The 23,119-nt window shown below is 60.4% G+C and carries 23 protein-coding genes, 2 tRNA genes and 2 pseudogenes; 16 read left to right on the top strand and 11 right to left on the bottom strand.

The genetic code is table 11. The features are described from left to right. The first annotated feature begins 99 nt into the window (after positions 1–99). Together cobS and cobT are read left to right on the top strand one after the other, a co-directional pair. A complete protein-coding gene (cobS, locus tag ACOI7Z_RS09005) occupies positions 100–840 on the top strand; it encodes an adenosylcobinamide-GDP ribazoletransferase (protein ID WP_050533842.1) in 741 nt (246 codons plus the stop codon). Positions 841–867: 27 nt separating this feature from the next. Continuing rightward, complete coding sequence (gene cobT / locus ACOI7Z_RS09000; protein WP_087848918.1) at positions 868–1,935, top strand: nicotinate-nucleotide--dimethylbenzimidazole phosphoribosyltransferase; 1,068 nt, start codon at positions 868–870, stop codon at positions 1,933–1,935. A 45-nt stretch (positions 1,936–1,980) separates the two neighbouring features. Here cobT and ACOI7Z_RS08995 read toward each other — a convergent pair whose 3' ends face one another. Next, positions 1,981–3,090 carry an adenosylhomocysteinase gene (locus ACOI7Z_RS08995; RefSeq protein WP_004203536.1) on the bottom strand — a complete coding sequence of 370 codons (1,110 nt, stop codon included), beginning with the start codon at positions 3,088–3,090 and terminating at the stop codon, positions 1,981–1,983. A gap of 199 nt (positions 3,091–3,289) precedes the next feature. Here ACOI7Z_RS08995 and ACOI7Z_RS08990 point away from each other — a divergent pair, with 199 nt between their 5' ends. Then, a complete protein-coding gene (locus ACOI7Z_RS08990) occupies positions 3,290–4,021 on the top strand; it encodes an HPP family protein (protein WP_065881018.1) in 732 nt (243 codons plus the stop codon). Positions 4,022–4,042: 21 nt separating this feature from the next. Here ACOI7Z_RS08990 and ACOI7Z_RS08985 read toward each other — a convergent pair whose 3' ends face one another. After that, positions 4,043–4,432: a tautomerase family protein gene (locus ACOI7Z_RS08985; protein ID WP_023290327.1), complete on the bottom strand. Its 390-nt coding sequence runs from the start codon at positions 4,430–4,432 to the stop codon at positions 4,043–4,045. A gap of 116 nt (positions 4,433–4,548) precedes the next feature. Here ACOI7Z_RS08985 and ACOI7Z_RS08980 point away from each other — a divergent pair, with 116 nt between their 5' ends. Next, positions 4,549–5,505, top strand: a complete 957-nt coding sequence (locus ACOI7Z_RS08980; protein WP_048297844.1) for a LysR family transcriptional regulator — start codon at positions 4,549–4,551, stop codon at positions 5,503–5,505. On the opposite strand, the gene ACOI7Z_RS08975 is transcribed toward ACOI7Z_RS08980, so the two are convergent. Beyond that, entirely contained in the window at positions 5,465–6,205 is a 741-nt protein-coding gene (locus ACOI7Z_RS08975) for a lipoyl protein ligase domain-containing protein (RefSeq protein WP_087848917.1), read from the bottom strand. The two genes, ACOI7Z_RS08980 and ACOI7Z_RS08975, sit on opposite strands and share 41 nt — an antisense overlap. 46 nt (positions 6,206–6,251) lie before the next feature. Continuing rightward, positions 6,252–7,571 (bottom strand): shikimate transporter, encoded by a 1,320-nt coding sequence (gene shiA / locus ACOI7Z_RS08970; protein WP_023290324.1) that lies wholly within the window; start codon positions 7,569–7,571, stop codon positions 6,252–6,254. A gap of 305 nt (positions 7,572–7,876) precedes the next feature. Here shiA and ACOI7Z_RS08965 point away from each other — a divergent pair, with 305 nt between their 5' ends. Together ACOI7Z_RS08965 and ACOI7Z_RS08960 are read left to right on the top strand one after the other, a co-directional pair. After that, positions 7,877–8,374, top strand: a complete 498-nt coding sequence (locus tag ACOI7Z_RS08965; RefSeq protein WP_032428930.1) for a molybdopterin-dependent oxidoreductase — start codon at positions 7,877–7,879, stop codon at positions 8,372–8,374. Positions 8,375–8,384: 10 nt separating this feature from the next. Then, positions 8,385–10,295 (top strand): putative bifunctional diguanylate cyclase/phosphodiesterase, encoded by a 1,911-nt coding sequence (locus ACOI7Z_RS08960; RefSeq protein WP_032428929.1) that lies wholly within the window; start codon positions 8,385–8,387, stop codon positions 10,293–10,295. On the opposite strand, the gene ACOI7Z_RS08955 is transcribed toward ACOI7Z_RS08960, so the two are convergent. Continuing rightward, complete coding sequence (locus ACOI7Z_RS08955; protein WP_087824153.1) at positions 10,266–10,520, bottom strand: hypothetical protein; 255 nt, start codon at positions 10,518–10,520, stop codon at positions 10,266–10,268. The two genes, ACOI7Z_RS08960 and ACOI7Z_RS08955, sit on opposite strands and share 30 nt — an antisense overlap. Between ACOI7Z_RS08955 and ACOI7Z_RS08950 the strand changes: the two genes are divergently transcribed. Further along, positions 10,519–10,851, top strand: a complete 333-nt coding sequence (locus tag ACOI7Z_RS08950) for a DUF1971 domain-containing protein (RefSeq protein WP_080901769.1) — start codon at positions 10,519–10,521, stop codon at positions 10,849–10,851. The two genes, ACOI7Z_RS08955 and ACOI7Z_RS08950, sit on opposite strands and share 2 nt — an antisense overlap. Before the next feature lie 4 nt (positions 10,852–10,855). Next, positions 10,856–11,191 carry a DUF1869 domain-containing protein gene (locus tag ACOI7Z_RS08945; RefSeq protein ID WP_023290321.1) on the top strand — a complete coding sequence of 112 codons (336 nt, stop codon included), beginning with the start codon at positions 10,856–10,858 and terminating at the stop codon, positions 11,189–11,191. Between the two features lie 5 nt (positions 11,192–11,196). On the opposite strand, the gene ACOI7Z_RS08940 is transcribed toward ACOI7Z_RS08945, so the two are convergent. Next, positions 11,197–12,111, bottom strand: a complete 915-nt coding sequence (locus tag ACOI7Z_RS08940) for a LysR substrate-binding domain-containing protein (RefSeq protein WP_087848916.1) — start codon at positions 12,109–12,111, stop codon at positions 11,197–11,199. A 131-nt stretch (positions 12,112–12,242) separates the two neighbouring features. Between ACOI7Z_RS08940 and ACOI7Z_RS08935 the strand changes: the two genes are divergently transcribed. The 3 genes from ACOI7Z_RS08935 (at position 12,243) to ACOI7Z_RS08925 (ending at position 14,888) form a co-directional block, all read left to right on the top strand. Further along, positions 12,243–12,683, top strand: coding sequence for a hypothetical protein (locus ACOI7Z_RS08935; RefSeq protein ID WP_087848915.1), 441 nt, complete (start codon positions 12,243–12,245; stop codon positions 12,681–12,683). A gap of 192 nt (positions 12,684–12,875) precedes the next feature. Further along, positions 12,876–13,712 (top strand): alpha/beta fold hydrolase, encoded by an 837-nt coding sequence (locus ACOI7Z_RS08930; protein WP_044524034.1) that lies wholly within the window; start codon positions 12,876–12,878, stop codon positions 13,710–13,712. 204 nt (positions 13,713–13,916) lie between these two features. Beyond that, positions 13,917–14,888, top strand: a complete 972-nt coding sequence (locus ACOI7Z_RS08925) for a sensor domain-containing diguanylate cyclase (protein ID WP_087848914.1) — start codon at positions 13,917–13,919, stop codon at positions 14,886–14,888. On the opposite strand, the gene ACOI7Z_RS08920 is transcribed toward ACOI7Z_RS08925, so the two are convergent. Next, complete coding sequence (locus tag ACOI7Z_RS08920) at positions 14,885–15,988, bottom strand: AarF/UbiB family protein (protein ID WP_065881029.1); 1,104 nt, start codon at positions 15,986–15,988, stop codon at positions 14,885–14,887. The genes ACOI7Z_RS08925 and ACOI7Z_RS08920 overlap by 4 nt on opposite strands. 186 nt (positions 15,989–16,174) lie before the next feature. On the opposite strand from ACOI7Z_RS08920, the pseudogene ACOI7Z_RS08915 reads away from it, so the two are divergent. After that, positions 16,175–16,404, top strand: a pseudogene (locus tag ACOI7Z_RS08915) (type II toxin-antitoxin system PemK/MazF family toxin); the annotation flags it as partial. A 53-nt stretch (positions 16,405–16,457) separates the two neighbouring features. On the opposite strand, the gene ACOI7Z_RS08910 reads toward ACOI7Z_RS08915, so the two are convergent. After that, a tRNA-Asn gene (locus tag ACOI7Z_RS08910) sits at positions 16,458–16,533 on the bottom strand. A 5-nt stretch (positions 16,534–16,538) separates the two neighbouring features. On the opposite strand from ACOI7Z_RS08910, the pseudogene ACOI7Z_RS08905 reads away from it, so the two are divergent. The 3 genes and pseudogenes from ACOI7Z_RS08905 to ACOI7Z_RS08895 all read left to right on the top strand — a co-directional run. Next, positions 16,539–16,643: pseudogene (locus ACOI7Z_RS08905) on the top strand (DUF5951 family protein); the annotation flags it as partial. Between the two features lie 83 nt (positions 16,644–16,726). Further along, positions 16,727–18,163: an EmmdR/YeeO family multidrug/toxin efflux MATE transporter gene (locus tag ACOI7Z_RS08900; RefSeq protein WP_170927822.1), complete on the top strand. Its 1,437-nt coding sequence runs from the start codon at positions 16,727–16,729 to the stop codon at positions 18,161–18,163. 126 nt (positions 18,164–18,289) lie between these two features. Continuing rightward, positions 18,290–18,365: transfer RNA gene (locus ACOI7Z_RS08895), tRNA-Asn, on the top strand. A 168-nt stretch (positions 18,366–18,533) separates the two neighbouring features. On the opposite strand, the gene ACOI7Z_RS08890 is transcribed toward ACOI7Z_RS08895, so the two are convergent. Both ACOI7Z_RS08890 and pmrD read right to left on the bottom strand, forming a co-directional pair. Further along, on the bottom strand, positions 18,534–19,988 hold the full coding sequence (locus tag ACOI7Z_RS08890) for an AMP nucleosidase (protein ID WP_087848912.1): 1,455 nt from the start codon (positions 19,986–19,988) through the stop codon (positions 18,534–18,536). 129 nt (positions 19,989–20,117) lie between these two features. Then, entirely contained in the window at positions 20,118–20,363 is a 246-nt protein-coding gene (gene pmrD / locus ACOI7Z_RS08885; protein ID WP_087848911.1) for a signal transduction protein PmrD, read from the bottom strand. A 272-nt stretch (positions 20,364–20,635) separates the two neighbouring features. Here pmrD and ACOI7Z_RS08880 point away from each other — a divergent pair, with 272 nt between their 5' ends. Continuing rightward, positions 20,636–22,258 (top strand): alpha/beta hydrolase, encoded by a 1,623-nt coding sequence (locus ACOI7Z_RS08880; RefSeq protein ID WP_060590218.1) that lies wholly within the window; start codon positions 20,636–20,638, stop codon positions 22,256–22,258. On the opposite strand, the gene ACOI7Z_RS08875 is transcribed toward ACOI7Z_RS08880, so the two are convergent. Next, positions 22,169–23,101, bottom strand: coding sequence for a nucleoside recognition domain-containing protein (locus ACOI7Z_RS08875; protein WP_048336040.1), 933 nt, complete (start codon positions 23,099–23,101; stop codon positions 22,169–22,171). The genes ACOI7Z_RS08880 and ACOI7Z_RS08875 overlap by 90 nt on opposite strands. Positions 23,102–23,119 lie beyond the last annotated feature (18 nt).

The raw sequence follows: 23,119 nt of genomic DNA, 5'->3' as shown, positions 1-23,119 counted from the left end.
CACCTCTCCGACGATCGATTCGCCAGAAGACATACTCAGGTGCTGACCGGGCGCGACAGAATCTCTTCCGCTGCTTTCGCCGACAGGAGTCAACCCCACGTGATTAAGTCATTCTTTGCCGCACTCTCGTTTATCAGCCGTCTGCCGGTCCCGGCGCGGTTATCTCAGGGCCTGGAGATCGAACAGTACCAGCGCAGTATCGTCACCTTCCCGCTGGTCGGTTTATTGCTCGGCGCCATCGCCGGCGCGGTGGTGTACCTCCTGCAGCCGTGGTGCGGCGTCCCGCTGGCGGCGCTGTTCGGCGCGCTGGCGCTGGCGCTGCTCACCGGCGGATTTCACCTTGACGGGCTGGCCGATACCTGCGACGGCATCTTCTCCGCCCGCACCCGCGATCGAATGCTGGAGATCATGCGCGACAGCCGGCTGGGTACCCACGGCGGGCTGGCGCTGATTTTTGTGCTGGTGGCGAAGGTGCTGGTGGTCGGCGAACTGCTGCTGCGCGATGTCAACCCCATCGCGGCGCTGGCGGCGGCCTGCGCCGTCGGTCGCGGAATGGCGGTGCTGCTGATGTATCGCCATCGCTATGCGCGGGAAAAAGGGCTGGGCAATCTGTTTATTGGCAAAATTAGCCTGCAGCAGACGCTGGTGACGATGGCGCTGGCGATCGCGCTGGCCACCGCCCTGCTGGGGCTGCATGGGCTGCGCGCCGCGCTGATCGCCCTGGTGCTGATCTGGGGTCTGGGGTGGGCGCTGAAGCGAACCCTCGGCGGGCAGACCGGGGATACCCTCGGAGCGGCGATCGAGCTGGGTGAATTACTCTTTTTACTGGCGCTACTGTAAGGCCTGGCATCAACGGTGAGGAACAGAATGGAAACACTTTCGGCGTTACTGGCTGCCATTCCGCAGCCCGATGTGACGGGCATGGCGCGCGCGCAGCAGCATATTGATGGCCTGTTAAAGCCGCCCGGCAGCCTTGGCCGTCTGGAGAGCCTGGCGGTACAGCTGGCCGGTCTGCCGGGGCTGCAGGGGCAGCTGGCGCTGACTGAAAAAGCCATCGTGGTCATGTGCGCCGACCACGGCGTCTGGCATGAAGGCGTGACCCCTTCCCCGCAGGCGGTGACGGCCATTCATGCCGGCAATATGGTGCGGGGCAACACCGGCGTCTGCGTGCTGGCGGCGCAGGCCGGCGTGAGAGTGGAGGTGGTGGATGTCGGCATCGACGCCGAGCCGCTGCCGGGCCTGATCAACCTCAAGGTGGCCCGCGGTAGCGGGAATATCGCCCGGACGGCGGCGATGAGCCGTCAGCAGGCGGAGACGGTGCTGCTGGCCAGCATGCGTTTCGCCCGCCAGCTCGCCGCCGACGGGGTGAAAGTCTTTGGCGTGGGGGAGCTGGGGATGGCCAATACCACCCCGGCCGCTGCGACGATCAGCGTCCTGACCGGCAGCGACCCCGACGCGGTGGTGGGCTGCGGGGCCAATCTGCCGCTGGCGCAGCGGGGCCATAAGGTGGCGGTGGTGCGCCAGGCGATCGCTCATAACCAGCCGAACCCGGCGGACGGGCTGGACGTGCTGGCTAAGGTGGGCGGTTTTGATCTGGTGGGTATGACCGGGGTGATCCTCGGGGCGGCCTCCTGCGGCCTGCCGGTGGTGCTGGATGGCTTCCTCTCCTACGCTTCGGCTCTGGCGGCCTGCCGCATGGCCCCGGCGGCGCACCCGTATCTTATCCCTTCGCACCTGTCGGCGGAGAAAGGGGCGCGGATCGCCCTCGACGCGCTGGGTCTGCGCCCGTATCTCGATATGGACATGCGCCTGGGGGAGGGCAGCGGCGCGGCGCTGGCCATGCACCTGCTGGATGCCGCCAGCGCGATGTACCACCAGATGGGGACCCTGGCGCAGAGCAACATTGTGCTGCCCGACAGCGCGCCAGCGTCCTGATGAAAAAGCGCATCGTCTCCACTATAGGGGGACGATGCGCTGCGTTTACAGCGCCTGCTGCCAGACCGCCTGCGGCAGTAGGTAAACCTGCGCCGGGGCGCGCATACCGTCGCTGACAATATGGCCGATACCGCTGGCCATCACCGCCAGGGTGACGTCAAAGGCGTTAAGGCTGTCGCCGAAGCCGGCGGTCAGGTTGAGCATCGAGCCATTGGCCATCAGGTAGACGGTTTTGTCAGCCATGCGGTAGGCGTTGATATACGGCATCACCTCTTCCTGAGGGTACTGGCGCAGGTACTCGCCGTCGATCTCTTCCGCCACGTGGCCGACGTTAAGGATAAACACGCCCGCTTTCGCCCGGTCCAGCGCCTGGCGATTAACCACGTTTTTACCGCCTGTCGCGGTGGCTACCACGTCCGCCGAGGCGATAGCCTCCTGGAGATCGACCACGTGCCAGCCGTCATAGGCCGCCTGCAGCCGACGGGCAGGATCGATCTCCGCCACCATCACCTGGCCGCCAAAGGCTTTTGCCGCCGCCGCGACGCCCTGGCCAACCAGGCCGTAGCCGATCACCAGCACTTTTTTCTCATGCAGGGTGAGATGAGTGGTCTGGAAGAAGGTGTGCCAGGCGGTGAGTCCGACCATATGGCGGTTATGTAGCCCCTCTTTGACCGGCAGATCGTCCCAGTTAAAGATCGGATAGCCGGGCTGAATATCCCCCAGCCGATTGACGCCGGAGCCGGTGGCTTCCAGACCCGCCACGATGTTGCCGAACTCGCCGCGCTGATGGAGGAGGGTGGTGATATCGGCCCCCATTTCGCACAGGTGAGTGGGCTGCCAGGCGATCGCTTTTTCCCATGACTGTTGCCAGTCGGCATCGCTCATATTGCGCCAGGCGCAGGCCTCGGCGCCGCGCTCCACCAGCCAGGCCACCACGTCGTCCTGTACGGTGGTGGGGTTACAGGTGGTTAAAAAGACCTGAGCACCCTTGTCGAGGATCCCCTGCACCAGCGGGATCATTTTCATGTCGAGGTGCATACAGCAGGCAAGGCGGACGCCGCTGAGGTCGGGCAGGGCGGCGACCTGACGCAGGGTACGCGGCATATTCTGGCTGGCCCATGCCACTTCTTTCGCTAAAGAGATTTTATTATTCACTGGGTTATGACCTTCAGTTCGCAAAAGGGGTATCCCCCTGACAGAAAAGGGATTCTATCAGCCCGGGCGAGAATTCACAGCCCTGCGCCGCCCGGAAATCGCCGCCCGCGCGATCCCCTGCTAAATACAGGGTTGTTAATGTAAGGTTAAAAAAAGAAAATAAAATATAAGTAACTCCTATGATCTGAGCGATAAAGCGATGTTGAGTGTCATTCCCGCAGGCCTGTTTTCACGGCTGCGGATTTTCCTTGGGCGGCTGAAGCCGCACGCGCTGCCGGTGGCTCGTCGGCATATTGTGCTGGGCTCCATCGGCGCCGGCACCGGGCTGGCGGTGACCAGCATGTTCAGCCACTGGCTGCTCGGCGAAGTCAACCTGTGGTTTATTGCCCCCATGGGCGCATCGGCGGTACTCCTGTTTGGCGTGCCGAGCAGTCCGCTGGCGCAGCCGTGGTCGATTGTCGGCGGTAATGTGCTGTCGGCGCTGATCGGCGTCACGGTGGGGATTCTGGTGCCCGACCCGGCGCTGGCCTGCGGGCTGGCGGCGGCGCTGGCCATCGCCGGGATGTATTTTCTGCGCTGCCTGCATCCTCCCGGCGGCGCGGTGGCCCTGACGGCGATCCTCGGCGGCGCCGGGGTACACAGCGAAGGCTATCACTTTGTGCTGACGCCGGTGCTGCTCAACTCGCTGATGCTGGCGCTGCTGGCCATCGTGTTTAACAATCTGGTTGGCCGCCGCTACCCCCATCCGCTGGCGGCGGAGGAGGTCAAATCCCGTGCGGTGCCGCTGGGCATTTCGGTTACCCGGGAAGATATTCACGCCGCCCTGCTGGAAGGCCAGTTCCTCGACATTGACGAAGACGATGTCCAGGAACTGCTGGAAAATATCGAACAGCAGGCGCGCCAGCGCATCGCGGCGGCAGGCCGCCGCTGACAGCGCCCTCCCGGCCGCGGCTTAGAGATCGCCGGTAAGATACTGCGCGACCCCGCGGCCAAAACTCCAGTCGCCTTTCTGGTTGCTGATAATCGACACCATCACATCATCGCCGCTCAGGCCGCAGTGCTCCGCCAACTCCTCCTGCAGAATGGCGAAGAAACGCTGCTTCTGCGCGTCGCTGCGCGGGCTGGTATAGACCCGCACCACCACCTGATCCCGCGTGCGGGTCAGTCCGAGGCCGGTGTCTTCAATCACCATATGGTGGGCTTTGTTTTCGTGAACAATCTGGTAGCGGTCGCGTTCCGGTACCTCGAAGGCGCGCAGCACGGCGCGATGAGCGGCATCCAGCAAGGTTCTGATCTCCTGTTCCGTACGGCCTTCAATCAGGTCAAATGTCAGTAATGGCATGCAGGTGGTCCTTATCGTTAGGGAATAATCGCTGTCTGATATGGATGCTAGCCGATGCCGTCGCGGGCAAAAACCGCTATAGTTGAATACATTGTTTTTACTGGTGAACAATCAATATGAGCGAGAGTCGTCCGGAGAGTTACTGGGCCCATCTTTACTGGCTGACGGTGCTGGAAGAGCAGAAAAGCTATACCCGGGCCGCGGAAAAGCTGGGGATCAGCAAGTCGGCCATCAGCCAGAAAATCAGCGAGCTGGAGCGGGTGACCGGTAAAACGCTGGTCCATCGCACCACCCGCAGCGTCAGCCTCAGCGACGACGGGCTACGGCTGGTGGCGGAGCTCAGTGAGCCGTTTGGCCAGCTGCGGGATATTTTCACCGGCGCCTGCGATGAGGGCGGACCGCTGCGGGGGACGTTGCGCCTGACCGCGCCGGTGGCCTTTTCCCGTCAGCAGCTGGTGCCGGCGATCGCACCGTTTTTGCACCAGCATCCCCAGCTGCATCTGCAGCTGGAGGTGACCGACCGGCTGGTCTCTCTCGGCAGCGAAGGGTTCGACCTCGCCATCCGCCACTGTCGGCGCGAGGCGCTCCCGGACACCCACGTCGCCTGGCCGCTGTGCCACACGGCCACGCTGATCGTCGCATCCGCCGACTATATTCGCCGCCATGGCCGCCCGGAGACGCCTGACGATCTGCGTCAACACCAGTGCCTGACCTATCCCCGTGGGCCCCAGCGCCCGCAGTGGACGTTCGCCTCCCGCCAGACGCCCGATGAGCGGGTGACCATCAACGTGCAGGGGCCGTTCGCCACCAACAACAGCGAGTCGCTGCGCGATGCGGTGCTGGCGGGGTTGGGGGTGGCGCTGCTGCCGGATTTTAGCGCCCGGGAGGCTATCGGCCGCGGGCTGGTGCAGGAGCTGCTGCCGGCGTGGCAGCCGGTGGAGGTGTTCGCCGATCGGCTGTACGTCATCCGGCCCTATACTCCGCGGGTGTCGCGCGCGGTGGAGACCTTTAGCCGCTACCTGAAAGCGACCTTCAGCGAGCCGCGTCCAGCTCCCGGGCCAGCGCCTCGCTGAAGCGGGGGAGCAGATGGCGCTCGCCGGGAAGCAACTGCGCCAGGGTGACGGTTTTGTCGGCGCGGTAGACCCGCCCGCTACCGAGCTGCGCTTCGAAGGCGTTCGCCGCCTGATGCGCAGCGCTAAGGTCGGCGTCAATAAGGATCACCGCATGGGCCAGCACCACATGGCCGCCGCTCGCCGTCTGCGGCCGCCAGTACTGGGCGGTACCGACAATCTTGCGCGCCTCCTCTCCCTCCCCGCAGGCGAGGTTATACCGGCCATCGCAAAAGGAACCGCTCACCGCCCGGGCGTGGCTGGCAACGCCGAAGCGCGCGAAGGTGCGCTGCAGCACAGCGCACAGGGAGTGATAGATGGGTTCGGCGGCCTCGCCGAGCGGCTGCTGCACCGGCCAGGCGAGGCTGAGGTTGATAATCCCCGGCCCCTGGGGCACCAGACCGCCCCCGGAGCGGCGGAGCCATACCGGCCAGCCCCGCGCGGCAAAACGCGCGCTGACCGCCGGCAGGTCCGCAAACTGACGATAGCTCCCCGGCACCACGAATCCCTGCGGCGCCTGCCAGAGCTGGGCGACGGCCTCGCCGGCGCCGGCTTTGGCAAACAGCGGTTGTTCCGCCTGGGTGGGGTCCTCGCAAAACTGCAGCGCCAGCGAGGCGGGGGTAAAGCGGCGTGGCCAGCAGTCGGCCAGGGGCAACAGAGACATGCGTTCTCCTTACCGGAGGGCGCGGGTCGCGCCCTCCGAAGGCTGGTCAGTCGACAGTATGCTTTTTCATCAGCAGCGCGGTGAGCGCTGACAGCAGGCAACCCGCGGTCAGATAGAGGGCCACGCTGTGCCAGGAGCCCCCGGAGAAGGTGACCAGCGCCGCGGCGATAAAGGGCGTAAAGCCGCCGCCGACCACGCTCGCCACCTGGTAGCCGACGCCGGCGCCGCTATAGCGATAGCTGGCGCCGAACAGCTCGGTAAACATCGGCTGCTGGACGCAGACCACCATATCATGGGCGATATTGGCCAGCATCAGGGCGAAGAACAGGATCCAGAAAACGGATTGACTCTCCAGCGCCATAAAGAACGGAAAACCGCTCAGCGTGCCGATCAGCGCCCCGGTAATATAGATCCGCCGACGGCCAAAGCGGTCTGCCAGCCAGGCGAAGCAGGGGATAGTCAGACAGCTGAGGCCGCCCACCAGCAGGCCGATGTTGAGGAACAGCTCGCGCGGCAGGCCGAGGTTTTGCGTCGAGTAGTTGAGGGCGAAGGCGGTGACGATGTACATGGTCAGCAGTTCGCACAACCGCAGGGCAATAATCAGTAAAAACGCCCCGGGATGGCGAAGCAGGGCTTCCACCACCGGCAGTCGCTTTTTCACCTGCGGCGCGTTGGCCTGGCTCTGCTGGGCTTCAAACTCCTGCGATTCGGCCATACCGTTACGGATCCACAGCGCAATCAGAACCAGCGCCACGCTGAACAGGAAGGGTAAGCGCCAGCCCCAGCTGAGGAACTGCTCGTCGGTGGTCAGGCTGCTGATCAGCGATACCAGCCCGGTGGAGAGCAGCAGGCCGACGCCGTAGCCCACCTGCACCCCGCTGCTGTAAAAGGCTTTTTTTCCCTTCGGCGCGTTCTCCACCGAGAGCAGCGCCGCGCCGCCCCATTCGCCGCCGACGGCAAAGCCCTGAACCGCCCGCAGGAACACCAGCAGCACCGGCGCCCACCAGCCGATCTGGCTGAATGAGGGGAGCAGGCCGATGCAGGCGGTGGCGATACCCATCATCCAGACGGTCATCATCAGCATCCGCTTGCGCCCGAGACGGTCGCCGAAGTGGCCAAAGATAATCCCGCCCAGCGGGCGGAAAAGAAACCCGACGCCGAAGGTAGCAAACGCGGCAAGGGTGCCCATCGCCGGGCTGATTTGCGGGAAAAATTCGCGGTTGAACACCAGCGCGGCGGTAATGCCATAGAGAAGAAAATCGTACCAGTCGACCACGGCGCCGGCAAAGCTGCCCCATGCCGCCCGCCGGGCCCGATGCAGCGAATCCGGCGCCTCACCGGGCTGCACGCTTATTGTTGAATCCATACCCTGTCCTGTCAGTCACGTAATTCGTTGTTATTGGAATGAGACGCTTTTCGCGTAGCGTCTGCACTGAGACTACCGCGCAGCGGCCGTGGAGGAAAGTAGTTTGCCTGCTAAGCGGCGAGCTGTTGCAAAAATAAGCGACCGGAAAGGCGGGCGAAATCACACCCTTTACTAAACATTCTGGCAATTTGCCAGCAAGCTTATACTTTTAATTAAATCAACGGATAACAAAGAGGAGCACCTTTTAAGAATTGACGTAAATGGTTTACACTTAACATGTCTCCTTCTCTGGAATGGTGAGTTAAATGCGTCTACTTCTTGCAGTTTTATTTTGTTCTGTCATGTTGCCTTCTGCTTATGCTGAAAAACTGCCTGCGCCGACAGGAAAACCTGTACTGACCATTTCCGGCAAAATCGGAAATACGAACGTCGGTGACAAGGCGGTTTTTGATCTCGCGATGCTGGAAAAGCTGGGCATGAAGACGGTGGAAACCACCACCCCCTGGTACACCGGCAAGGTCCGTTTTGACGGCATTCCCCTTAATAAACTCATGGATTTAGTCGGCGCTAAAGGTCAATCCGTCCGCGTGCTGGCGCTCAACGACTACACCACCATTATCCCGATGGACGATTTTTATAAATTCCCGGTCATTATGGCGTTAAAAATGAACGGCCAATATATGCGCGTTCGGGATAAAGGCCCGTTATTTATCGTCTACCCTTACGACAGCAGCGCTGAATTACAGAACCAGATCTATTATTCCCGATCGGCCTGGCAAGTTTCTAAGATTATAATAGAGTAAGGGTCGGATCTTGAATCGAATACTCACGGCTATTATTTTGTCGTTGTTTATTGTGACTGGATATATTACTTATCTGGTGCATGAGCGACAAAGTGAGTTGCAAAAATTTACCCGCTATACGGACTCGTGGTCAATGTCGCAGATGGTATCGGAATATATGCGACTGGAGTCTCGTCTGGCGGGAATGGCGATTGGGGCCGAAGGGGCGGACCACGATGAGGTGCGCCTGCGCCTCGAGATCATGATGAGCCAGATCGAACTCCTGCAGGAGGGCGATCTGGGTCGCTTTATTAATAAAAGCGAACAGCGGAAGGCGGTGGTCGCCACGCTGATCCGCAATCTCCATTTGCTTGATAAACAAGTTGATACCATGACACCGGCGCAGGTTAAAGCGATCCTGCCGGTGTTAAGCGAACTGGATGGTCCCCTGACCTCAATGGCGGCCGCCACGCTGACGCAAGATATTAATATCGTTAATATCACCCATGATAAAATTCAGCATCTCTATTATATCTACTCGGTGATCTCCATTCTGCTGATCGCCATGTGTATTTCCCTCGGCCTGCTGATGCTGCGGCAGAATAATAACCTGCGGCGCGCCCACGTTCGTATGAAAACCCTGGCCAACGATCTGCAGGCCTCGAAAGAGAAGCTGCAGGTGCAGAACCGTCGACTGCAGTACGATGCCTACCATGATTCGCTGACCGGTATGCCCAACCGTCTCTCTTTCTGGCAGCGTCTGCAGGAGATCGTCAATCAGGTGCGCCCCTATAATGGCTGCGCCGTGGTGATGCTTTTCGACCTCGACAGCTTTAAGGATGTAAACGATACCCTCGGGCATGACGCCGGCGATAAGCTGCTGCAGGATCTGGCCAGCCGCCTCTCTTTTTTCCGTAAAACCTCTGAGACGCTGTATCGTCTCGGCGGCGATGAGTTCGCGATGCTCTCTTACGATCTGACCGAAGAGATGGCGCTCGAGCGGGCCAATGTTATCCGGGAGAAGATCAGCCAGCCCTATCAGATCTACGATGCGCAGATTAATATCGACGCCTGCATCGGGATCGTGATCTCTGATGGCGAAAGCCGGACCGATTATCTGTACAAGTGCGCCGACCTCGCCCTGTATGAGGCGAAAAAAGAGGGCAGCGGCCATGTGCAAATCTTCCGGCCGGGAATGCTGCAGCGTCTGCAGGAGAATAAATCGTTTGAAGACGATCTGCTGCAGGCCCTGGCCCATGACGAATTCAAAGTCTACTACCAGCCGATCGCCGATACCGTTACGCGCGAAATCTACGGTTATGAAGCGCTGGTTCGCTGGTTCCATCCGGTGCGCGGCGCCGTGCCGCCGACGGTGTTTATCCCGGTGGCAGAGAAAATCGGCCTTATCAATGCCCTCGGCGAGTGGGTGCTGAAAACCGCCTGTGCCGAAGCGGCCAGCTGGGCGACGCCGCTCAAGGTCTCGGTCAACGTTTCACCGATTCAGCTGATGAACACCTCGCTGACTGACACCATTATCAGCGTATTGCAGCAGACTGGCCTCGACCCGCGACGGCTGGATCTGGAGATCACCGAGTCGGATGTGTTCAATGAGAACACCCGTTCGCTGGAAATTCTCAGCCAGCTGCGCGAGCAGGGCATTCAAATCTCCATCGATGACTTTGGTACCGGCTATTCTTCGTTGTCGCGTTTAAGCTACTTCCCGTTCGATAAAATCAAAATCGACCGCTCGTTTGTTATCAATATTCCGGAGCAAAAAGACGATCTGGATATCGTGCGCCTGATTATCAGCATGGGAAAGAGCCTGCATATGCGCATTGTGGCTGAAGGTGTGGAGACCGAAGAGCAGTTGGCCTCGCTGCAGGCGCTGGGCTGCGACCTGGTGCAGGGCTATTTAATCGGCAAACCGAGTCCGCTGCGCTAAATGAAATATGAAGGCCCTTAAAGATATTATTCCGGGCGATTTCAGCAAGCTGAAATCGCCTTTTTTATTTTCCCTTAGCGCTAATCCCAGAGGGGTATAAAAAGGAGTAGAGATAAAATTCGCCAGGAAAATAATATCCTTCACCTTTGAAAGAGGTATATGATATGCATCATATAGGCTATTTCTGACCGTATCCTTTGCGACGGTAAAGTGAGGCGCAATCATGCAGCGAATTATTATTCCCACCCATTACGTTCATACCCGCAGCACGCCGCTGTGGACTAAGGAGACCGCTCCGGCCTCTATCTGGCGCCGCCATCTGGACGCTGGCACCCGCCAGGGGGTCTATCCCCGGCTGTCGGTGATGCAGGGGGCGATCCGCTATCTCGGCTATGCCGATGAAACCAGCCCCGAACCGGTTGAAACGCTGACCATTGAAGCCGGCCAGTTTGGCGTTTTTCCGCCGGAAAAATGGCACTGCATTGAGGCCCTCGCGGAGGACACGGTATTTAATGTCGACTTCTATGTTGATCCGAAAATTCTCATCGAGGGATAAAATTATGAACAGTGAAAATAAAGGTTATACCTTAGCGGTAGAGAATGGCCGGCTTCAGCGGAAACAAGAAAAAATATTCCTCAAACCGATGGTCTTGTATATTCCTCAGCAGGCGGTAGAGGCCGTTAATGGGCTGCTGAGCGCTCTGCCGGACGACAATTTAGAGGGGGAGTTTGTGCTGACGGTCACCAACAACAATAACGGCGTCTCGGTCGATAAAAGCTTTTCCTCGCTGGCGGCGCTGCGCGACCCGCTTACCGCGGCCGATGCGGTGAAGGAGCTGATCAATATCGTCCGCGGCTATGAGTCCGACGAAGAGACCAACGTTTGCGGCTGGTAAGGCCGCTATCCCGCTGCCGGCTGGCCGCTGTCGCCCTGGGCCATCTGACCCACCAGCCACTCCCGCAGCGCGATAATATCCGCCCGCTGCGCTGCCGCTTCGGTGGTGACCAGATAGTAGCTGGCGCCCGGCAATGCGCCGCTGAATGGCGCGGATAACACCCCGCGCTGCAGCAGATCCCGCGCCAGCAGTTCGCTGGCGATCACCGCCCCCTGGCCGGCCACCGCCGCCTGCAGGGCATGGGTTTCATCGCTAAAGGTTAACCCCGCGTCAATATTCAGCGTCGGCGGTCCATAGCGGCGACGCCAGTTCTCCCAGCTCGGCGAATCGGCCGGTACGTGCCGGTTGGCGACGTGAAACAGCGTCACCTGCGCCAGATCGTCAGGCCGGCTGAGGGCCAGCGTCGGGCTGGCGACCACGATAAAGCGATCCTCATGCAGCAGGGTACAGCACAGATCCGGTTCGGGCGTTTCGCGATAGCGAATCGCGGCGTCCACCGTGCCCAGATGCAGATCCACCCGTTCGACGCTGGTATGCAGACGCAGGTCGATAGCCGGAAAGCGGGCGGTGAAGTCCGCCAGCCGTGGCACCAGCCAGTGGGTGAGAAAATTGGAGGTGGTGGTGACGGTTAAGGATGGCGGCTGGCGGGCCTGGGCTATCTGGACGACGGCCTGCTCCAGGGCGCTGAAGGCGCGCTGGGTGGCGGCGTAGAGGATCTCGCCATCGGCGGTCAGGCTGACGCCCTGCGCGCTGCGTTCGCAGACCCGGCACTCCAGGACCGATTCCAGCAGTTTAATCTGATGGCTGACCGCCGTCGCGCTGACGCCGAGCGCCCCGGCGGCCAGTTTAAAACTACGCTGGCGGGCGACGGCGTGAAAGGCGCGCAGGGCGCCCAGCGGCGGCAGGCGGGGGGGGCTCATGGCTGAGTTTTTCTCATCTATGGCTGAAAACTATGCGTTTGTGTGTCCCTGTATAGTGGCGATAGGCTACGGGCATGTAAAGACGATGACATGAGTTATTTTCATGCCGTTTAATGTGTCAGGAGCTGAATATGCACGTTTTACACCATCATGCCGCCGCGGACGCGGCGGGAACCATCGACCCGCGCGGTCGCGCCATCGCCCTCAGCGTGGTCTTCGCCGCCGGGGCCTTGCTGTTTATCATGGCCCCCGTTATCGGGGCGAGCGGCACGCTGGGTCTGCTGGCGCTCCTGATCGCGGCCTTCGGCGCCGGATGGGGATTCGCGCGCGCGCAGCCCTGGCTCTATCGGGCGCCCCTGACGGCGACGCGCTGGGCCTTCCTGGTGTCGGCGGCCGGCTGGCTGCTGGCGCTGGTGGCCTGGTATGGCGGCCAGGCCTGGCCGGCGCTGCTGACCTGGCACACCGCCGGGGCAGGACGCGGCGGCGTGAACTTTGCCTTAGCCGTGCTGCTGGACTGGGCGCTGCTCGGCGCGCTGATTGTGCGGATCCGCCAGCAGGAGAGTGCGGCGTAGTAGCCGCCGCTTGCCGGGTTCAGGCGAGCCGTTCAAGCGAAACGGGATAAGTCGTCCGGCGGGGTGATAAATTTCTTCTACACTGTTACTGGCATCACATTCCTGCGCGGCTGGCATCTCCGCCGGCCGCCGTCGGCATTCAGTCTAGGCACGGGCCTGCAGGCTGGTTATCCTGAAAGAGGAGTCTGTAACATGGCATTTGTCACCACCCAAGACGGCGTCAATATTTACTTCAAAGACTGGGGTCCAAAGGAAGCTCAGCCGATTGTTTTTCATCACGGCTGGCCGTTAAGCGCCGACGACTGGGATAACCAGATGTTGTTTTTCCTTGCCGAAGGCTTTCGGGTCATCGCCATCGACCGCCGGGGCCATGGCCGCTCCGATCAGGTCAGCGAGGGGCATGATATGGACCATTATGCGGCAGACGTCTCGGCGGTAGTGGAGCATCTGGATCTGCACAATGCGGTCCACGTCGGGCACTCCACCGGCGGCGGCCAGGTCGCCCGCTACGTGGCCCGCTACGGCCAGCCGCAGGGGCGGGTGGCGAAGGCGGTGCTCATCAGCGCCGTTCCGCCGCTGATGGTCAAAACCGAACAGAATCCTGGCGGCACGCCGATCGAGGTGTTTGACGGTTTCCGCAAAGCGCTGGCGGCTAACCGCGCCCAGTTCTATCTCGACGTCGCCTCTGGCCCGTTCTATGGCTTTAATCGTGAAGGAGCGGAGGTGTCGCAGGGGACGATCCAGAACTGGTGGCGACAGGGGATGATCGGCAGCGCCAAAGCCCATTATGAGGGCATTAAGGCGTTTTCAGAAACAGACCAGACCGAAGATCTTAAGTCGATTACGCTGCCGGTGCTGGTCATGCAGGGCGATGACGATCAGGTGGTTCCCTATAAAAATGCCGCTATCCTGCAGGACCAGCTGCTGCCCAACAGCCAGCTGATCGTTTACCCTGGCTTCCCGCACGGGATGCACACTTCCCACGCCGATACCATCAACGCCGATCTGCTGGCGTTTATCCGCGCCTGATCTTCCCTTTCGCCGGGCGGAATGCCGCAATGGCCTTCCGCCAGCGCCCCGGCCGCCCGTCGCCGGGGCGCGCCGGTTGACGAGCAGGGGAAATCTGCTTAACTCATGGGATACCTGACGACTATTTTCCCCCTGGCAGGATAAAACGCCGGGTTTCCCGCGGGAAGCCCGGTGGAATTCTGCGCAAGAGACAAGAGAGAGACAATGAAATTAGCCGGACTTCATCCCGACGAGCAGCGTCGCCTGCAATCGCTTCGCTCTTCCGGGCTGTTGAATAGCGGAAAAGAAGAACGCTTTGATCGCCTGACCAGGCTTGCCCGTTCGCTGTATAACCTGCCGGTGGCGTCCATCAGCCTGGTAGGGGAAGATCTGCTGCATATCAAATCCTGTGCCGGTCTGGATGTGGACACGGTGCCGAGAGACATTTCATTTTGCGCCCATACCATTTTGCAAACCGACCCGCTTATCGTTAACGACATGCAGCAGGACGAGCGTTTTCACGACAACCCGCTGGTGATCCAGGCGCCGTTTATCCGCTTTTACGCCGGGTACCCGGTGCAGCTGCCGGATGGCGCGACGGTGGGGTCATTTTGTCTGATGGATCATCAGCCGCGTTCGTTTTCCGCGCATGAAATGCAGATCTTAAGCGATCTGGCGGCGATCGTGGAGGATGAGTTCAAGGTGCTGGATGCAGCAACCTCTGATGAGCTGACGGGACTGTTTAACCGCCGGGGATTCCTCACCCTGGCCGAGTATGCCCTGCTGACGGCCCAGCGCCGTCATGAGCCGGTCAGCCTGGCATTTGTCGACCTCGATCGCTTTAAGCACATCAACGATACCTGGGGGCATGAAGAGGGCGATCGCGCGCTGATCTCCATCGCCGATTTGATGAAAGCCGCCTTCCGTGAATCCGATATCCTCGCCAGGCAGGGGGGCGATGAGTTTATTATTCTGTTCGCCAATACCAGCCGCCACGATGCCGCGGCGGCGATGGAGACGCTCAGCCACAACGTAGCGCGTTTCAACCAGCAGGCGGCTCACCCCTGGCAGCTGGCCTTCTCCTGGGGCTGCGTGGAGTACGATCCCGCCAGCCACCCCAGTCTCAACGCGCTGGTGGCCACTGCCGACCGCCTGATGTATCAGGCGAAGCAGAAACAGGGGCGCGAGCGTCGTTAATCCTTTGCGGCGGCGGCATTCAGCAGGTACTCCTGCGCCTGCTGCCGCTTCTGCGCATAGTCACCGAGCAGCGCCTGCTGCGATTTCCCCGCGTTGTCATAAAACAGGCCGCCCTGATCGGCGATAAAGTGATAATGCTGTTCCAGCTGGCCTATCACCCAGTCGATACGTTGCAGGGTGAGCAAGGTGCAGGACTGGCCATGCAGGTCGTCTTCAATATCCAGCACATGGGAGCGGAAGGCCTCCAGGGCAAACAACCGGCTCAGCGCGGCAGGGTCCGCCAGCGCCGTCTCCCAGCGCGCCGTTATCTGCTGAAAATGAGCCTGCACCTGCGGAGATGCCCGCCGGGCGCGAAGCCACACCAGCTTGCGCCGGTAGCTTTCGACCGCCAGCCGCTTCATCTCGCGATACTGCGCCAGCTGCTGTTCGGCATCGGGCACCCGGGTCATCAGCCAGCTAAAAAAGAAGCGGGTCTCAAAGCGCTCGACAAAGTGAAACAGGGGATCGGCCAGACCGTTGCTGTTGAATTCTCTCAGCGGGTCGAAGGGATACATATAGCCAAAATCGAACAGCCACAGCTGCTCCTCACGGTCCACCAGCAGGTTCCCGCTACAGAGATCCCACTCCATCAGCCCCTGCTCCTCACAGGCTTCCAGCGTGGTGAACAGCTGAGCGATCAGCGGCGGGGTCAGCTGGTGAATCGGCTCGCCATCGATCCAGGGGGAGAGGAGGATGCCGAGGCGATAATCGGCATACAGCGTCGGGACGATGTGGGTGAAGCGCGGCGCGGTATTTGGGTCATCCTTCAGCCGTTGCAGCGCCTGCCGGCGCTGTACCTCGTTTAAAAACGACAACTGTCCGTTAAGGTTGGCAACGCCGGCGACGGCGCGTCGTTTCTTTAAATTGTACTCCTTGCCGGCGATGCGCAGCCGGTAAACCTCGCCGGTCAGCCCCGAACCGTATACCTGCACCACATAGGGTGAATCCGCAGCCAGCGCGGCGAGGGTCTCCGGCGGCAGCGGACAGTGATTGACGTCGCCGACGATAAGAGGTTCTCCGCTGCGATCGAACGCCTGCTGCTGCTGTTGTCTGAGGTTCATGGCGCCTCCTTAAAAGACATGGGACAGAGTGATTTATCCACGCTATCTCACCCGCAAGCGTCAGCAAAATCATCCTACCGCCAGGCGCTTTTTCAGGCTGAGCGGAGGCGCGTTCACGGAGGATACCTGGGGCGTAGGGCGGCGGCAGGGAAAGGCGCAGTGAGTCTCGGCGGGTTCTGGTTGCTGGAGGCATCGTTTAACAAGCTGACCCGGCTACCGGTCGTGGTTCAAGTCATCAGCGGCGGAAATTTTGCCTGTACAGCAGGTTTCACGGTTTCACTGGAAGAGGCGGGGACCAGAACAACAGACGTTATTCGTTGCGGCCAGCCCAGCACTAGCGCTATGGCGGCCCGGAACGCATTCCTGACGCCGTTGTCAATGAGGTGCTTGCCAGACTGGGTGCGATTCTGAGTTAACGCCAGAGACGCAAGAAAGCAAAAAGCCTGCTCGAAAGCAGGCTTTTTAAATTTGGCTCCTCTGACTGGACTCGAACCAGTGACATACGGATTAACAGTCCGCCGTTCTACCGACTGAACTACAGAGGAATCGTGTGGAGTCGTATCTTAGCGGCGAAAAATCTTTTGTCAAACATCAATTCGCCCGTTCAGGTGCAACTGCCGCTTCCATCAACAATTTGTTGTCATTTCCGACAATGATTACGGAAAAATACTTTGCAGGATATCCATTTCTCGATCATCATTTGAAATGTTGTTTCAACATCTCTCACTAAGGTCTCTCTTGAACGTCACCTCCGCCGTACGCCAGGCCGTCGAACGGACATCCTGGTTTAAAAAACGTCAGCGTTATCGTGTGCTGTACTGGCGCGAAATCAGCCCTCTCGCTGTGCCCATTCTGCTGGAAAATGCCTGTGTGCTGTTGATGGGGGTGTTGAGCACCTTCCTTGTCAGCTGGCTGGGCAAAGAGGCCATGGCCGGGGTGGGCCTGGCCGATAGCTTTAACATGGTGATCATGTCGTTTTTTGCCGCTATCGATCTGGGTACCACGGTGGTGGTGGCTTTTAGCCTCGGCAAGCGAGATCGGCGGCGGGCGAGAGCGGCCGCGCGCCAGTCGCTGGCCATTATGACTCTGTTTTCCATTGTGCTGGCGGGAGTGATCCACACTTTTGGTCAGGAGGTTATTAATTTTGTCGCCGGCGATGCCACCCCGCAGGTGAAGGACCTGGCGCTGACCTATCTCGAGCTGACGGTGCTGAGCTATCCGGCGGCGGCGATTGCGCTGATCGGCAGCGGGGCGCTGCGCGGCGCCGGGACCACCAAAATCCCGCTGTTGATCAACGGCGGGATGAACATCCTCAATATCCTAATCAGCAGCGTGCTCATCTATGGCCTCTTCTCCTGGCCGGGGCTGGGCTTTGTCGGCGCCGGTCTCGGGCTGACCATTGCCCGCTATATTGGCGCCATCGCCACTATCTGGGTGCTGATGGTGGGCCTCAATCCCGCGCTGCGGCTGTCGCTGAAGGGCTACTTCAAACCCTTTAACTTCGCCATTATCTGGGAGGTGATGGGGATCGGCATCCCGGCCAGTATCGAATCGGTTCTGTTCAATGGCGGTAAGCTGCTGACCCAGATGTTTGTCGCCGGGATGGGCACCAACGTTATCGCCGGCAATTTCATTGCTTTTTCGGTGGCCTCGCTGATTAACCTGCCGGGCAACGCCCTCGGCTCCGCCTCGACGATCATTACCGGCAAGCGGCTGGGGAAAGGGCAGATTGGCCAGGCGGAATTCCAGGCCTGGCATGTGTTCTGGCTGTCGACCATTATTCTGACGCTGATTGCCTGGGGCAGCGCCCCGTTCGCGGGCTTTATCGCCTCGTTCTATACCCATGAAGAAGACGTAAAAGAGGTGGTGAAGCAGCTGCTGTGGCTCAACGCCCTGTTTATGCCGATCTGGTCGCTGTCGTGGACTTTACCCTGCGCCTTCAAAGGCGCCCGTGACGTACGCTATACCATGTGGGTGTCGATGCTCGGCATGTGGGGCTGCCGGGTGGTGGCGGGCTATACGCTGGGTATCGTGCTGGGGATGGGCGTGATCGGCGTCTGGTTAGGGATGGTGCTCGACTGGGCAGTGCGCGGCGCGCTGTTTTACTTCCGAATGGTGAGCGGCCGCTGGCTGTGGAAGTACCCGCGGGTGAAGGCCTCAACGCCGGATACCTGATCCGTTTGCCGGATAAACGCCATTTTTTGCGCAAAGTGAGGAATAATTCGGCAAACGATTCATTTTATTAAAAACAGGCTTTACAGCGTCCGGCGTCATCGTTAATATGCGCCCCGTTCACACGATTCCTCTGTAGTTCAGTCGGTAGAACGGCGGACTGTTAATCCGTATGTCACTGGTTCGAGTCCAGTCAGAGGAGCCAAATTTAAAAAAGCCTGCTTTCGAGCAGGCTTTTTGCTTTTCTGTCTGTCCGTTTCCTTGCGGACTCAACATCCGCAGCCACCGCCGGGACGTTTGTGTCGCTCACCCGGCCACTGACGCTCCCCTGCGGGTAACGCCAGCGTTTTCCTCTCTCTTTCCCCGTTGCCGGTTAGCGGAACGGCGGTTCGTTGAAGGTGCGTAGCTTACGCGAGTGCATGTGATCCCCCTCGGCGCGCAGCAGGTCGATGGCCCGAATGCCGATCTGCAGATGCTCAGAGATGGCCCCCTCATAAAAGCGGTTGGCCTGACCGGGGAGCTTGATCTCACCGTGCAGCGGCTTGTCCGAGACGCAGAGCAGCGTGCCGTAGGGGACGCGGAAGCGATAGCCCTGGGCGGCGATGGTCGCGCTCTCCATATCGATAGCCACCGCGCGGCTGAGATTAAAGCGCAGCGCGGAAGCGGAATAGCGCAGCTCCCAGTTACGGTCGTCGGTGGTGACCACCGTCCCGGTACGCAGCCGCTGCTTCACTTCCTCGCCCGGCATCCCGCTCACCTGCTTGGTGGCGTCGTACAGGGCGCGCTGCACTTCGGCAATGCTGGGGATGGGAATATCCGGCGGTAGCACCGCATCCAGTACATGGTCGTCGCGCAGATAGGCGTGGGCCAGCACATAGTCGCCGATGGCCTGGCTTTCACGCAGGCCGCCGCAGTGGCCGATCATCAGCCAGACATCCGGGCGCAGCACCGCCAGGTGGTCGCAGATGGTTTTGGCGTTGGCCGGGCCGACGCCAATGTTAATCAGGGTGATCCCTTTGCCATCGTGGGTGATCAGATGCCAGGCTGGCATCTGGTGCTTCTTCCACGCCAGATCGGAAATGGCCTGCTCCGGCGCTTCGGTTTCGGCGGTGATCCAGATCCCGCCGGCGCAGGAGAGGGCGATATAGGGGCTGTCAGGATCGAGGATCTGGCTGCAGCCCCAGCTGACAAACTCATCCACGTAGCGGGTATAGTTGGTGAACAGCACATAGGGCTGGAAGTGTTCCGCCGGGGTGCCGGTATAGTGCCGCAGACGCGCCAGCGAAAAATCGACGCGGCGGGCGTCAAAGTGCGACAGCGGATAGAACTCGGTAGGATGGAACAGGCCGTCCGCGGTCTCATCGCCAATCTGCGACAGCTCGGTGGTGGGGAAATAGCGCGTCAGACCGGCGCTCATCGAACGGTCAAGGGTCAGGGTGGAACCGTCTATCACGTAAGGGTAGGGGATTTCATGCTGCGACAGCTCGACGCTAATATGGGCGCCATAGTCATGATACAGCAGGGTCAGCTGTTCGAGCAAATAGTGGCGGAACAGTTTCGGGTTGGTGATGGTAGTGGTATAGCACCCGGCATGGGTGAAACGTCCCCAGGCGCGCGTTTTAAGGGCTTTATGATCGGCGCCGTCCCAGGAGACCGACAGCTGCGGATAGACAAAAAGGCCTTCCGCGCGGGCTTCGGTATCAGGGAGCGTATGATGGTCAATATAGTCGCCGATGGCTTTGCGCAACGCCGTGACCGAGGCTTCATAACGCGCTTCCAGCTCGGCAAGCGCTTGTTCCGGGGTCAGACTGGCGGCCTTGTTATTCATGATTCGCTCCTTGTTTCAGGTCTGCTGACATTCCCGATAGTATGTCACAGCGGGAAAAGGGCGAAGGGGAAATTGTCTGTCAGTTGCGAAGATACTCAGCTCAATACCGGCACAGGGGCCGGACTCGATTTATTTGCCGGCGTTTGCCCAGAGCGCGCTGCTATAATGGCTGGCGTTGCGGATCTTCAATGTCTGCGCCGGATTATTATTCAGACAATAGCGCGCATCGGCCAGCGGTGTGAGTTTATCCCCTTCCCGCAGGCGGAGGCGACTGGCTTCAATCTCAGCGATCATCTCCAGTGCGCCGCTCTGGAGCACGACGCGGCAGGGGCTGGACGGAGAATTATCCTGGACTTTTTTTACCCACCACTCCATCTGTTTTTTTCCTCTCCTGGTGACACATCCGCCGATAATTCATGTTTCTTAAAAATCTGACAATAAGATTATCCCGCTGGTTTATGCAGTGTTTAATAACAGGCGACCAAACGTTGATCTCAGCGGTAGGTTTTTTTTCGCCAGCAGGGAATGATCTGCCGGGTTTAATTTGCCGGAAGCGATGTCTATGCTGAAAAGCAGACCGTGAGAAGCGCCTGTCAGGAATAGGGCAGAACGCGTTCGGCTACGCGATAAATATCAGAGAGAGCGTTATGAAGCATCTATTACGACACTGGCGAACGTCGGGCGCCGTTATCGGCTCACTGCTGAAAAAAGGGAGCATTGCGGTGCTGGCGCTGCTGGTGGTGTTTCTCGCCGGACGGATCTATGAGTCGCAGCGCGGCCCGGCGCTGCATCGCTGGCATACCTGGCGCGGCAATGAGATGGCGGCCAAAGAGATCGACCAGGCGACCTTTGCCCAATATCTGGCGCGGGAGAAGACCATTTTCGCCGATCTCCAGCGCGAGGTGACGGATGCTTTACCGGAGGAAGATAAAACCCCCGTCAACCGTTTTTATCGCCACAGCCGCGTCTGGCCGGGACAGTTTACGCAGGACTGGAACCGTTCTTTTATACTGTTGCCGCAGGGCAAGCCGCGCGGCAGCGTGGTGCTGCTCCATGGCCTGACCGATTCGCCCTACAGCGTGCGCTATCTGGCGCAACTCTGGCGGCAGCGGGGCTATGTGGCGGTGGCGCCGCGTTTGCCGGGCCACGGCACCGCGCCGGGGGCGTTAACCGCCGTTGACTGGGAGACCTGGCTGGCGGCAACGCGTCTGGCGGTGCGGGAAGCGACGCGCCTGGCCGGGGCGGACGTGCCGCTGCATCTGGTCGGCTACTCTAACGGCGGCGCGCTGGCGCTGAAGTATGCCCTCGATAGCCTGGAGGACAGCCACTTGCGCCAGCCGCAGCAGATTATCCTGCTGTCGCCGATGATCGGCGTGACGGCGTTTGCCCGTTTTGCCGGTCTCGCCGGGCTGCCGTCCATCTTCCCGGCGTTTGCCCGCGCGGCCTGGCTGAACGTGGCGCCTGAGTTTAATCCGTTCAAGTACAACTCGTTTCCGGTAAAAGCGGCGAGACAGTCCTGGCTGTTGAGCCAGGCGCTGCAGCAGCAGATCATTCGCGCGTCCCGTCAGGGGGCGCTGAAAGCGCTGCCGCCGGTCCTCACCTTTCAGTCGGTAATGGATTCCACCGTCAGCACCCGGGCGGTGGTAGAGTCCCTGTATCGCTACCTGCCGGACAACGGCAGCGAGCTGGTGGTGTTCGACATAAATCAGGCGGCGGATCTCCGGGTCCTGTTCCGTCCCGCGCTCTATGCGGCGGTGAATACGCTGTTGCCGCCGGCGCCGCGGGCCTATACCACGACGGTGGTGACCAACGCGACGGCGCACACGCTGCAGACCATCGCCCGTACCACGCTGGCGCAGGAACGCGAAGAGCATCGTTATCCCTTACACCTTGCCTGGCCGGCGGATATGTACTCCCTGTCGCATGTGGCAGTGCCGTTTCCCCTGAGCGACTCGCTGTATGGTCGCGAGCCGGACGAGAAGAACCGCTACGGCATTAGCCTGGGCACCATTTCACTGCGCGGAGAGACCGGGACGCTGAGCGTGGGGCTGGAGACGTTAATGCGCGTCACCTCCAATCCTTTCTTTCCGTGGATGCTGGCGCGCGTCGATGAGCATATCGCCTGCGGCGAGCAGGCGGCAGTGGTGGCCTGCCTGAAGGCGCAGGCCAGCGCGGAGGCGTTAAAAGAGGATCAGGTGCAGGACGGTGCGCAGCAGAATGCCGACGATCGCCGCGGGAGCCACGAAGCGAAACAGGCGGACAAACCGTGAGCTGATGCCGAGGAAAATACCGATTCCGGGCAGATCGAAGGTTTGGATCAGCAGGCCTGCCGAGGCGTTGACCTGGCTGACGGTGACTTTGCCCTGCTGGATCAGCTCGGAAATGACGCCAAAATAAGCAGTACCCCCGGCGACGCACTTCACCAGCGCCGGCAGCACAAAGTTCTGCGGAATATGCAGCCAGCCGAGCACCGGTTTCAGCAGCTGCTGCAGCAGGTCGATGACGCCAGCGCCCTGCAGCAGTCCGACGATGGTTAACGACAGGATCAGCATCGGCACCGCGCCGAGCGCCAGGCGGATGGCGTCGGAGCCGGCGCTGTTGATCACCGCCAGAATGCCCTGACTGTTCTGCTCGGCGTTGGGCAGCGCTTCCGCGCGAGGGTTCTCGGCGACCGATAAGCGCCGTCCGGTGACGTGCCAGGCGACCGCCGCCGCGCACAGGCCGCCGACCACGGAGATAACGATCGAGGCCAGCCAGTGCAGGCCGAAAGGGGTGAGGGGATAAAAGACATTGCCTTGCCCCATGGCGAAGACCATGGCCAGGGTGGCGGCCATTTGCCGGTCAGAAACACCGCGTTTGTCCATAATCGACAGCGTGGCCAGCGGGGCGGCGAAGCTGACAAAGTTAATCTGGATCAGGGCGAAGGCGCTCATCCCGGTTAAGCCGAAGGGCTTCAGCAATGGCGCAACCCAGCGCACAATCACATCGAGGATGCCGCGGACCTCCAGATATTTCATGATAATCAGCATGATCACCATGATCGGCAACAGCGTATACAGCGCGACGTCAACGGACGATTTGCCCGCCGCCATAATGATGCTTATGACATCCATTTACGTTCTTTACCACTC

It is taken from the genome of Klebsiella sp. C283, assembly GCF_048822555.1.
GTDB classification, from domain to species: Bacteria; Pseudomonadota; Gammaproteobacteria; order Enterobacterales; family Enterobacteriaceae; genus Klebsiella; species Klebsiella quasipneumoniae.
This window is presented reverse-complemented; position numbering and strand designations above follow the sequence as displayed.